This is a genomic window from Geodermatophilus chilensis, from assembly GCF_002802985.1.
GTDB classification, from domain to species: domain Bacteria; phylum Actinomycetota; class Actinomycetes; order Mycobacteriales; family Geodermatophilaceae; genus Geodermatophilus; species Geodermatophilus chilensis.
Map to the genome: position 1 here is coordinate 1 of NZ_NVPT01000162.1, position 11115 is coordinate 11115.

At 76.7% G+C, this 11115-nt stretch carries 12 protein-coding genes; 5 read left to right on the forward strand and 7 right to left on the reverse strand.

The genetic code is table 11. The features are described from left to right. Window positions 1–21: 21 nt before the first annotated feature. A complete protein-coding gene (locus CNO22_RS21650; protein WP_100501321.1) occupies window positions 22–462 on the reverse strand; it encodes a flavodoxin family protein in 441 nt (146 codons plus the stop codon). A gap of 22 nt (window positions 463–484) precedes the next feature. Beyond that, the gene (locus tag CNO22_RS21655; RefSeq protein WP_100501322.1) at window positions 485–1375 is read right to left on the reverse strand and encodes an alpha/beta fold hydrolase; all 891 of its coding nucleotides are present in this window, start codon (window positions 1373–1375) and stop codon (window positions 485–487) included. Between the two features lie 72 nt (window positions 1376–1447). On the opposite strand from CNO22_RS21655, the gene CNO22_RS29320 reads away from it, so the two are divergent. Both CNO22_RS29320 and CNO22_RS29325 read left to right on the forward strand, forming a co-directional pair. After that, window positions 1448–1720, forward strand: a complete 273-nt coding sequence (locus tag CNO22_RS29320; RefSeq protein ID WP_232807242.1) for a TMEM175 family protein — start codon at window positions 1448–1450, stop codon at window positions 1718–1720. A gap of 12 nt (window positions 1721–1732) precedes the next feature. Further along, window positions 1733–2050 (forward strand): hypothetical protein, encoded by a 318-nt coding sequence (locus CNO22_RS29325; protein ID WP_232807243.1) that lies wholly within the window; start codon window positions 1733–1735, stop codon window positions 2048–2050. 9 nt (window positions 2051–2059) lie between these two features. Here CNO22_RS29325 and CNO22_RS21665 read toward each other — a convergent pair whose 3' ends face one another. From CNO22_RS21665 to CNO22_RS21675, 4 genes are all read right to left on the reverse strand, one after another. After that, window positions 2060–3271: a low temperature requirement protein A gene (locus CNO22_RS21665; protein ID WP_100501323.1), complete on the reverse strand. Its 1212-nt coding sequence runs from the start codon at window positions 3269–3271 to the stop codon at window positions 2060–2062. A gap of 65 nt (window positions 3272–3336) precedes the next feature. After that, window positions 3337–3501, reverse strand: coding sequence for a hypothetical protein (locus tag CNO22_RS27915; RefSeq protein WP_157937059.1), 165 nt, complete (start codon window positions 3499–3501; stop codon window positions 3337–3339). A gap of 182 nt (window positions 3502–3683) precedes the next feature. Continuing rightward, complete coding sequence (locus CNO22_RS21670) at window positions 3684–4673, reverse strand: YihY/virulence factor BrkB family protein (protein WP_100501324.1); 990 nt, start codon at window positions 4671–4673, stop codon at window positions 3684–3686. A gap of 60 nt (window positions 4674–4733) precedes the next feature. Next, window positions 4734–5462, reverse strand: coding sequence for a TetR/AcrR family transcriptional regulator (locus CNO22_RS21675; RefSeq protein WP_100501325.1), 729 nt, complete (start codon window positions 5460–5462; stop codon window positions 4734–4736). Window positions 5463–5705: 243 nt separating this feature from the next. On the opposite strand from CNO22_RS21675, the gene CNO22_RS21680 reads away from it, so the two are divergent. From CNO22_RS21680 to CNO22_RS29795, 3 genes are read left to right on the forward strand one after another with little or no spacing between them, the layout of a single operon-like run. Continuing rightward, complete coding sequence (locus CNO22_RS21680; RefSeq protein WP_100501326.1) at window positions 5706–6176, forward strand: heme-degrading domain-containing protein; 471 nt, start codon at window positions 5706–5708, stop codon at window positions 6174–6176. Then, complete coding sequence (locus CNO22_RS21685; protein ID WP_100501327.1) at window positions 6173–7267, forward strand: FUSC family protein; 1095 nt, start codon at window positions 6173–6175, stop codon at window positions 7265–7267. Before CNO22_RS21680 ends, CNO22_RS21685 begins: the two co-directional genes overlap by 4 nt. A 23-nt stretch (window positions 7268–7290) precedes the next feature. Continuing rightward, window positions 7291–7422 (forward strand): hypothetical protein, encoded by a 132-nt coding sequence (locus CNO22_RS29795; RefSeq protein WP_269799616.1) that lies wholly within the window; start codon window positions 7291–7293, stop codon window positions 7420–7422. Here CNO22_RS29795 and CNO22_RS21690 read toward each other — a convergent pair. After that, window positions 7410–11003 (reverse strand): cation-translocating P-type ATPase, encoded by a 3594-nt coding sequence (locus CNO22_RS21690; RefSeq protein ID WP_232807244.1) that lies wholly within the window; start codon window positions 11001–11003, stop codon window positions 7410–7412. The two genes, CNO22_RS29795 and CNO22_RS21690, sit on opposite strands and share 13 nt — an antisense overlap. Window positions 11004–11115: the final 112 nt, after the last annotated feature.

Here is an 11115-nt window from a genome sequence, read left to right on the forward strand (position 1 = left end):
AGATGTGTATCAGCGACAGAGCTACAGCTGGACGGCGACGGTGGCGGCGAGCTCGCGGACCGCCTCGAGGTCGGCCGGCCCGGGCGTGCCGGTGAGGCTCAGCGGCGCGGCGACCTGCGTCCACCGCAGCGCGCCGGCGATCGTCGAGATGCTGCGCAGCGCGCCCGCGGTGTCGTCGTTGCCGTGCACGTAGACGCCGTAGGGCAGGCCGACGGTGGCGTCCAGGCACGGGTAGTAGACGGTGTCGAAGAAGTGCTTGAGCGCCCCCGACATGTAGCCGATGTTGGCCGGCGTCCCGAGCAGGACGCCGTCGGCCGCGAGCAGGTCCGCAGGCCCGGCCGACAGCGCCGGGCGCACGTCGAGCTCCACCTCCTCGACCATCGCCGCGCCCTCGCGCACCGCCTCCAGCACGGCCTGCAGGGACGGCGAGGGCGTGTGGTGGACGACGAGCAGACGCGGCACGCGGGCATCCTCCCCCGCTCGCTCAGGGACGCAGCGCCTCGTGGACCTCCGCGGCGTGGTCGAACACGGCGAAGTGCCCCTCGCCGGCCAGCCAGTGCGCGGTGCAGCGGGGCAGCATCGCGGCCAGCACCCGGCCGAGGCCCACGGGCACCTGCCAGTCCTGCGTGCCGTGCCAGACGTGCACGTGCTGGTGCACCGACGACAGCGGGAAGCCCCACGGCCGGAACAGCAGCGCGCGGTCCTCGGCGAGCGGGGCGGCGCCGTTGCGCAGCCCCTCGGTGAACGTCTCGGACAGGATGCGCCGGACCCCGGGCCGCCCGATCACCCGACGGTCGGCAGGGTTGAGCCGCGCCTGCAGGTAGCGCGGGATCGCCGCCGGGCGCAGCACCACCGGGGCGAACAGCGGCCGCAGCAGCGCCGCCGCCGGCGAGGGCCGGTGCGCGGCCGCCCGCAGCTGCCGGGGCACCCACTGCGGCCAGGGCCACGGGACGTCGGGCGGCGGCGCGCCGCCGAGCACGCCGACGGTCCGCACCCGCGTGCCGAACGCGGCGGCGCAGGCCAGCGCGTAGGCGGCGCCGCCGGAGAGGCTCAGCACGGAGAACCCGCCGACCCCGAGGGAGTCGAGCAGGTGCGCCACGTCGTCCGGCCAGTCGGCCACCCGCCGTCCCGGCTGGGGGTCCGAGCGGCCGAAGCCCGGCCGGTCGGGGACGACGAACCGCACGCCCCAGCGCCGGTAGTCCTCCGGGTCCTCGACGTGCCGCTCCAGCCGCGAGCTCGGCGAGCCGTGGCAGCCGAGCACCACCCGGCCCGCGGGGTCGCCGTACTCGGCGTAGGCCAGCGTCCGCCCGTCGGGCAGCCGGATGCGGCCCTCCCGGGGGCCGGGTCGTGCGCCATGGCCGGGTCGCTCGTGCATGCCGGGCCCCTACCCGCCGGCGGGCGTCCCGACCGCCCCCACCCCGCAGCGGGCGTCCCTAGCCTGCGGTGGGTGCGCACCGACCGGGGCCTGGACCGGCTGATCACGTTCCTCGACCCGGTGGTGGCCATCGCCATCACCCTGCTGGTGCTGCCGCTGGTCGACGTCCTCCCCGACGCGGGCCGCCGCGTCGCGCTCGGCGACCTGCTGGCCGACGAGGCCGGCCGGTTCGCCGCCTTCGCGCTTAGCTTCGCGGTGATCGCGCGCCTGTGGCTCGTCCACCACCGGATCGTGGAGCGGGTCGGCTCCTACGACCGGCCATTCGTGCTGGTGAACCTGCTCTGAACGCTGACGATCGTGCTGCTGCCCTTCGCCACCGAGGTGGCGGCGGTCTACGACGACGAGCGCCTGGCGATCGGCGTCTACATCGGGACGATGACCGTCAGCTCGGCCTGCCTGACCGTGCTGGGCCTGATGGTCACCGGCCGGCCGCACCTGCGGCGGCACGGGTACGACGGCGCGGAGGACGACCCGGCCGGGGCGCTGCTCAACACCGGGACGCTGGTGCTCGCCCTCGTCCTCGGTGTCGCCGTCCCCGCGGTCGGCTACCTGGCGCTCCTGCTGCTCCTCCTGCCCGACCCGGTGCGCCGGCTGCTCGCCCGCCGGGCGCGCTGAGCCGCTGGCTCAGACCTCCTCGACGGCCAGCCGGCCGGTGGACCGTTCGACCAGCCCGACGACCACCACGGCGACGACGACCGCGGCCAGGCCACCGACCACGACGGCGGCCGGCAGCTCCAGCGCGATGTCCACGGCGGCGACGGCGGCCGCGACGACCGGCCACCACAACCCGCGCCGTGCCCCCTTCTTGGACATCCCCACCTCGGTGAAGGTCACCGACAGCAGGTAGACGACCACCCCACCGGCCAGCACCAGCCGGGTGCCGACCGGCACCTCGCCCTCGCCGCTCTGCACGACGGCCAGCTCCAGCCCCGCGCCGATGGTGGCCAGCGCCAGGGTCAGCGGCAGCTGCCCGAACACGTACACGTCGTGCGAGTGGTCGCTGCGCTCCCCGCCCACCTCGCTGAGCAGCTGCTTGGCGCGGGCCCCGGCCAGGTCGAAGTAGCTCCACCACAGCGCCACGGCCAGGACGAAGCCGAGCGCCGCGACCAGCAGTCCGGACCCGGTCCAGTGGGCGGCGTGCAGCCCGTGGGCGACACCGGCCACCGACTCGCCCAGCACCAGGATCACGAAGAGCGCGAACCGCTCGGGCAGGTGCTCGACGTGCAGGGGGACGTCGGCCGACGAGCGGGTGGCCAGCAGCGGCACCAGCGCCTCCACCAGGACGGCGGCGGCCCAGAGGGCGAACCCGATCGGCCGGGGCACGGCGAGGGACACCGTCCACAGCAGCGCCCCGACGGCGGTGCCGATCATGTACAGCCGGGCGATCGGCCGGGCACCGGGCACGTGCCGGTGGGCGCGGAGGTACTGGAGGAGCAGCGTCGCCCGCAGCGCCAGCTGACAGCCGACGAAGACGCCGAAGTAGGTGCCGGTCGCCTCGGTGGCGGTGGCGGCCATCCCGACGACGGCGGCCATCGAGCCCAGCTTGAGCAGCCGGTAGACGACGTCGTCGTGGTCGAAGCGGTTGGCGTACAGGGTCGAGCTGACCCACGCCCACCAGACGGTGGTGAACAGCCCGGCGAAGACCAGCTCCCCGCGCCAGGTGACGTCGGAGCGGAAGTCGATGGCCAGCTCGGCGACGACCAGGACGAAGGCCAGGTCGAAGAAGAGCTCCAGGCGGGACGCCGAGCGGCCGTCGTCGGTGCGCAGCTCCGGCGCACGGACGAGGCCGCCCGTCAGCGCGCCCAGGGCGGATCGGGATGAGCTGCGGTCGGCCACGACGCTCCCGGGGTCGAGGGGGTGCGCGCTCCCCTACCCCGGTGCGGCGCCGCCACGCCGGGTGGTCAGCGCCGGAAGTCGTGCGCCTCGTCGTAGCCGTGGTCGCCGGCGTCGTCGTCCACCGGGGTGGTCGCCGGTACGCCGTCCTCCGGCCGGGACCGGCCGCCGGTCACCTCGTGCGCCATGTCGTAGCCGAGGTCTCCGGTCGGTTCGCGCGGGTCGGGCTCCATGTCGGCTCCTCCTCGCCGGGTGCGCCAGGGAGCCCATGCTCGCCCCCCGGGTGGGAGCACCACAAGGACACCCGTGTCGTCCGGTCGTGCGATCATGCTCGCTCCTCCGCTCGGTGGGGCGCAGCGTGCTCCCGACCTCCGACACGGACGGTCCTCGCCCCGGGCCCGGCACTGCCACCGCATTAGGTACGGCGGCCGTCGTCGTCCCGTTCGAACCGGACGTCGACCTCCTCGTGCCGCACCGCCTGCTGGGAGCGCGCCGCCTCCGCGTAGACCCGCTCGTCGCCCTCGGTCAGGTCGGTGTGGTGCACGAACGGGGTGAGCAGCGCCCGCGGGTACAGCCGGTCCACCCGGACGACGTCGATCTCCACGCAGACCACCAGCCCGACGGCGGCCAGGTAGAGGAAGGCCAGCAGACCCAGCACCAGCGCGAACACGGCGTCGACGGCGCTGGCGTTGGCGACCACGCGGGCCACGTAGACCCCGCCGAAGGACTGCAGCAGCTGCCAGAGGACCGCCGCCACCAGCGCGCCGGGCAGCACCTGCCGGGTGGTGAGCCGGCGGGCGGTGGTGATCCGGAAGCCGAGCACCAGCACCGCGGCGTTGGCCAGCACCGAGACGACGGTGACCAGCACGTGCACGCCGCCGGAGAACCCGCCGCCGTAGGCCGCCGCGCCCGTGCCGAGCGCGGACAGCACCGTGCTGGCCAGCAGCAGCAGGCCGAGGGTGAACAGCAGCAGCAGGCCGCGGCCGCGGGCGGTGATCGGGTCCGGCCGGCGGTGCCGCGGTACCGCCCACGCGGTGTTCATCGCGTGCTGGACCGCCTGCCCCAGGCCCAGGGCGCCGTAGAGGGCGACCGCCCCGCCGACGACGACGCCGGTGATGCCGCCGCCGAGCCCCTCCGGCCGGGCCAGCTGCGGCCCGATCACCGGGAACTCCCCCAGCGCCGAGTCCAGCAGCCGCTGCTGCAGCCCCGAGTCCCCGGCCAGCACCAGGCCCAGCACGGTGGCGAGCAGCAGCAGGGTCGGGAACAGCGCGAGGAAGCCGTAGTAGGTGACCAGCGCGGCGAGGAAGTGCCCGTCGTCGTCCAGGTACTTGTAGAGCACCGCGACCGGGAAACCGACCGTCGGGTGCCGGCGTTGGAACCGGTCGACCCGCTGGGTCCACGTCATGGCCCACCCCTGTCGCCTCGGGTACCCGGTCCCTACCCCGGCCCCCGGCCGGACGATGCGTTACGCGGCGCCGGCCGGCGCCGTCATGGCGCGCACGATGCCCACGACCGTGGCGCTGAACAGGTCCCACCGACCCCCGTCGGCCGGGACCGCGGACGGTCCTCCCGGGTGCGGCAGGTCGAGGGGGACCGCCTCGGGATCGACGGCGGCGCGCACGGCGAGCCCCTCCACGAGCGCCGTGAGCGTGGCGGCGAAGACCTCCACCGTGTACGGGGGCCGCAGGGTGAGCCCGTAGGCGGCGAAGAACGCCCGATACACCGGCACCAGCCGGTCGGTCACGGACCGGTAGTGGGCGCGGAGCAGCTCACGCACCTGCTCGTCCTGGGCCTGCTTGCCCCAGAGGGCCAGGATCAGGGGCACGTACGGATCGGCCCGCACCATGTCGAAGTTCCGGCCCGCGGCCCGGCGCACCACCTCCTCGAGCGGGAGACCGCGGGGCAGGTCGGCGAGCACGGTCTCGGCCGCCGCCGCGGTGCTGGTCAGCCGCTGGGGGTCCAGGACGTAGGCCAGCAGGTCGCGGTGGTACGCCTCCTGGCTGCTCCAGTGGTGGTAGAAGGCGCCGATGGTGCGGCCGGCGCGCTGCGCCACCGGCTGGGCCTTGACCTGGGTGAGCACCGCACCCACCGGCTGCTCGCGCAGCAGCGCCGCACCGGCCTCGAGCAGGGCCTCCCGGGTCTCCCCGGCGGCCTCGGCCTTGGCGGACGACGGCATCCGGCGACTGTCCGCCATGACGCCTCCCTGTGTCGCACTCGAACCGTTGCAGTGACCTGGATCACATGGCAGGTTGGATATCGGATACTATCCGTGATGTCGGCTGCGGCGGGGAGGGGCCGCACCCCTCGGCGGACCGTCGCCGCGGCACTTCCCTGCGGGCGCGACCACGGGGCCTGCCCGCCGTCTGCGCCGCGTCGCCCGTCCGGCGTCCCGCGACCGGCCTTCCTCCCGCCCTGACCCCGCAGGTAGGAAGGACGCATGGCCGACTCCGCCCCGTCCCTCACCGAGCTCGCCGCCGAGGAGGCGGAGCTGCAGTTCGCCGGCTTCACCAACGACGACGCCTGGGACCTCGGCTCGGCCCTGGTCGCGGCCGCGCGGCGGGACGGCGCTCCGGTGGCGGTCGACGTCAGCCGGCACGGCCACCAGCTCTTCCACGCCTCGCTGCCGGGCACCAGCCCGGACAACGACTCCTGGATCCAGCGCAAGACCCGCGTCGTCCACCGCTTCGGGCACAGCAGCCTCTACGTCCGGCAGGCCTCGATCGAGCGGGGGACGACGTTCGAGGCGGAGTTCGGCCTGGACCCCGCGCGCTACGCGGCCCACGGCGGCGCGTTCCCGATCGCCGTCCGCTCGGTCGGCCCGGTCGGCGCCGTCGTCGTCTCCGGGCTGCCGCAGCTCGAGGACCACCGCATGGTCATCGCCGCCATCCGGGCGCACCTGGGCCGGTGACCGCCGTCCCGCGGCGCCCCTGGCTCGGCCGGCCGGGCCGGCTGCGGCGGACCTGGGCGCGCCACCCGAGGGTGGGGCTGGCCGTCAAGGCCGCCCTCGCCGCGGCGCTGGCCTGGCTCGTGGCCGGCGTGCTGCCCCTCGACCCGGCGCAGCAGTACCCGTACTACGCGCCGCTGGGCGCGGTGATCGCCACCTCCACGACGCTCAGCGGCTCGGTGCGCAGCTCGCTGCAGTCCGTCGCCGCCATCGCGCTCGGCGCCGCCCTCGCCCTCGGGGTGTCGGCCGTGCTCGGCGACAACCTCGGCACGCTCGCCGTGGTGGTCGCCGGCGGGGTGCTGCTGGCCGGGTGGCGGCGGCTGGGCAGCTCCGGCAGCTGGACGGCGACCTCGGCGCTGTTCGTGCTGGTGCTCGGCAGCCAGGACCCCGGCTTCGTCGCGGCCTACACCGGGCTCACCGCCCTGGGCGCGGCCATCGGCCTCGGGGTCACGGCCGCCTTCCCGCCGCTGCCGCTGGCGCCGGCCGCCGAGCAGCTGCGGGCCCTGCGCGACACGCTGGCCGGCCAGCTCGAGGACCTCGCCGACGGGCTGCAGCAGGAGCACCCGCCGACCGAGGACGAGTGGCGCCTGCGGACTCACCGGATCGACCCGGTGCTCGCGCAGATGCGCGAGGCGGTGCAGCAGGCGGCCGAGGCCCGCCGGGGCAACCGCCGGGCCCGCCACTACCGCGACGCGGCCGAGACGCAGTACCGGCAGGCCCGCGCCCTCGAGCGGCTCAGCCTGCTGGTGGAGCAGCTGACCCAGGTGATCGCCGAGACCGAGCGGGCGGAGTTCGAGCGGGTCGCCCTCGGCCCGGCGCTGCGCCCGGCCGCGGCCCGCACCCTGGCCGCGCTGGCCGCCGCGCTGCGCTCGGTGGAGGACGCCGCCGACCCGGAGACGCTGCGCCGGGCGCGGGCGTGCCTGCACGAGTTCACCGAGGCGGTGCGCCGGGCGCGGGCCACCAGCACCGACGACCTGTTCGTGGCGGGGGACGTCGTCCAGACGGTGCGCCGCTCGCTGGACGCGCTGCCGCTGCGGGAGCCCGCCGGCCAGTAGCCGTCCGCGTGATCGGTGCGCCCGTGTCCACGTGTCCGGGGGTGCGGACCTGTCACCAGGTGCGCAACCGCGCCCGGTGCCGCGTGGTCAGCCGCGACTCCTCCCGGGTCACCGGGATGACGCCGGGGGCGTTCGCCGCCCGCTACGCCGGCTGAACCCCGCCTGCGGCGGTTTCCGCGGAAATCGCCGGATCCTCGCGGAGCCGTGCCACGAGCGCCGGCACGACCTCGGCGCCCGCCGTGCCGGCCGCCGCGCAGCCGAGCACGACCAGCCAGGCCAGCGGGTCCAGCGGCGTGCAGCCGAAGAAGCGGCTGAGTCCCGGGGTCTGGACGACGGCGGCCAGCACGGCGAGCGAGCCCGCGGCGGTGACCAGCACCAGCGGGCTGCGCCGCCCGGCCCACGCGGTCTGCCCCAGCTGGGTGGTGATCAGCGCGGCCAGGCCCATCGTCCCGGCCCGCCCGCGGAAGCCGGTGAGCCGCCCGACGGTCCACGCCCCGGTCGCCCCGGCGGTGGTGGCCGCCCCGCGGACCAGCACCATCCGCCGCACCTCGCGCGCGAACCCCCGCCGCGGCCCCGCCTCGAGCACCGCGGCCAGCGGGTGCCCGGCCAGCGGGCCGTCGTCCCCGCCGGGCGTGGTCCTCCGCGGCGCGGCCACGGCGACGGCCAGCGCGGGGAACATGTCGGTGAGCAGGTTGACCAGCAGCAGCTGCCGGGTGTTCAGCGGCGCCCGCCCGCCGAAGGCGGTGCCGAGCACGGTGAACGCCACCTCGCCGGCGTTGCCTCCGACGAGCACCGAGACGGCGTCCTGCACCCGCGCCCACATCGCCCGGCCCTCGGCGATGGCGTCGACCAGCCGGGTGAGGTCCAGGTCGGTGAGCACGAGGTCGGCGGCGGCGCGGGCGGCCGGCGACTCGGCACCGGAGACGCCCACCCCCACGTCGGCCAGCCGGATCGCCGCGGCGTCGTTCACCCCGTCGCCGGTCATCGCCAGCGTCGCCCCGACCCGGCGCAGCGCGGCGACCAGCGACACCTTCTGCTCCGGCGACAGCCGCGCGAACACCGCGGTCTCGCGCACCATGCGGGCCCGCTCGGCGTCGGAGGCACGGGCGAACTCCGCGCCGGTCACCACCCGGTCGGCGCCCGGGATGCCGGCCTGCGCGGCGATCGCGCGGGCGGTCCCCGGGTGGTCGCCGGTGGCCACGACCACCCGGACGCCGGCGGCCCGCAGCTGCTCGACGGCCGCGACCGAGGACCCCCGCACCGTGTCGGCCAGCCCGACCAGCCCGCGCAGGGTGAGGTCCCGAGCCCCGTCCTCCAGGCCGCCGCCGTCCCACTCCCGCTCGGCCACGGCCAGTACCCGCAGCCCATCGGCGGCGAGCTCCTGCACCCGCCCGGCGAGGTCCCCGGCGCCCCGGCACCGGGCGGCGACGACCTCGGGCGCGCCCTTGACCACGAGCCGGCCGTCGCGCACGGCCGCGGAGAAGCCCCGCCCGGCGGCGAACGGCAGGCTCTCCCCCGCGTCGCCGTCGGGGCACACGCCGCGCTCCCCGGCCGCCTCCACCACCGCACGGTCGGTCTCGTGCGCCCGGTCGTCGCCGTTGCCGACACCGGCCGCGACCAGCTCCAGCAGCCCCTCCTCGTCGAGCTCCCCGTCCAGCGGGAGCAGGCGGGCGACCCGCAGCCGGTTCTCCGTCAGCGTCCCGGTCTTGTCGAAGCAGACGGTGTCCACCCGGCCGAGCGCCTCGAGCACCCGCGCGCTGCGGACGACGGCGCCCCGCCGCGACAGCCGCCGCGCCGCGGCCTGCTGCGCCACGGTCGCCACCAGCGGCAGCCCCTCGGGCACCGCGGCCACGGCGACCGCCACGCCGTCCCGGACGGCGTCTCTCAGGGGGCGCCGCCAGAGCACGCCGAGGGCGGTGACCACGGCGCCGCCGGCCAGGGTCAGCGGCAGCACCTGGCGGGTCAACTCGCCCAGCCGCGCCTGCACGCCGGCCGGGGGCGCCGCCCCGCCGGCCGCCCGCGCCGCACGCCCGGCCTGGGTGGCCTCCCCCACCGCGACGACCACGGCGCGCCCGCGCCCGGCCACCACCGTGGTGCCGTCGAAGAGCATGCAGCTGCGGTCGGCCACCTCGGCCCCCGGCGTCGCCGGCACCGACTTGCCCACCGACAGCGACTCCCCGGTCAGGTTGGACTCGTCGACCTCCAGGTCGACCGCCTCCAGCAGCCGGGCGTCGCAGGCCAGCACGTCGCCGGGCTCGACCTGCACGACGTCGCCGACGCGCAGCGCGCTGCCGGGCACGTCCTCGCGGCCACCGTCGGTCTCCCGGTGCACCACGACGTCCTGCTCCAGCAGCAGCGACTCCAGCGCCGTCTCCGCCCGCAGCCGCTGCAGCCCGCTGACCAGCGAGTTGGCGACGGTGACGCTGCCGACGAGGACGGCGTCGGTCGCCTCACCGAGCATCGCCGTGGCCGCTGCGCCGGTGCCGAGGACCGGGGTCAGCGGATCGGCCAGCTCGGCGGCGACGGTGTGGGCGAACCGGGACGGCCCGCGCACCAGCGGGTGCGCGCGGAGCCGGCGGAACCGCACCGGCCGGGCGTCCTCGGCGACCGGCAGCTCGGCCAGGCGGTGCTGCACCTCGTCGGGGTCCAGCGCGTGCCAGGGGGTGTGCACCGTGGGCGCCGGGACCGGGCGGCCGGCCGCCCGGGCGGCGGCCCAGGTGCCGCCCACCATCGCGACGGTCGTGGCGGTCTTGCCGGGCGAGGTCGCCTTCTGCTGCCCGTACCGCTCGCTGCCCACGGCGGCCAGCAGTGCTCCGAGGACGTTGCCGGTGAGCGCGGCCTGCACCGAGCGCCGGCTGACCGTGCGGGCCGCCGCCGTCGCCGCGACCACCCGGCAGACGTCGGTCAGCCCCGGGCGGGTCACCAGGTCGGCGCCCCACGCGGGCGAGCAGCCGGGTCGGACGGGCGCGACGGACACGTCGGCGGCCAGCAGCGCGGGGCCGTCGGTGTCGCTGACCAGCAGGACGCCGCGCCCGTCGTCCTGCAGCCGCCGCACCGTGGCCACCAGCGGCTCGTCCGCGGGGGCCACCTCGTCGGCGGCCGCGGCCACCTCCCGGGTGCCGGCGTGCGCGGTCAGCACCAACCGGGTCCCGGCCGCGGCGGCCGCGGCGAGCAGCGCCTCGGCGTGCGGGTCCAGCTCGCGGGCGACGGTCACCGTGCCCACCCGGCGGCGGCCCTGGTACACCGCACGGACCTCGGCCCCCGGTGCGTCGTCGGTGCAGGTGACCGGCCCGAGCCGCAGGCCGTCCTCCGGCTCGTCGCCCTCCAGGGCGCCGACCAGCCGCGCGGCGGCCGACCAGACGCGGGCGTCGTCCCACCCCTCGGCCTGCGCGGTGGCCTCCAGCACCACCGGCGGCCCGGTGCACAGCGCGTCGCCGTCGACCACGACGGTGTCCACCCGGTCCAGCCGGCGGTAGGCCGAGCCGTCCATCGGCAGCACGCCGCGGCGGCACAGCAGCAGGTCCAGCGTCGTGGCGAACGCCGCCCGCCCGTGGAAGGCGGCCTTCGGGTTGAGCGCCTTGAGCAGGTCGGCCGCACGGCCGGGGCGGCCGGTGAGCGCCAGCAGGCCGAGCGCGGCGGCCAGCCCGGTGGGGGCCAGCCGCTCGGTGTAGGTCTCGACCGGGCCGGGCGGCAGGGGGCGCGGCCGCGGCCCCGGTGGCGTCTGTCCCCTATACACATCTGACGCTGCCGACGACTCCTGACGGGTAGATGCCGGTGGTCGCCGCAGCATTTAACAATGAACCCCTTATGGTGCTGACGGCCGTGACACTGGGCCATCTCACGATCGT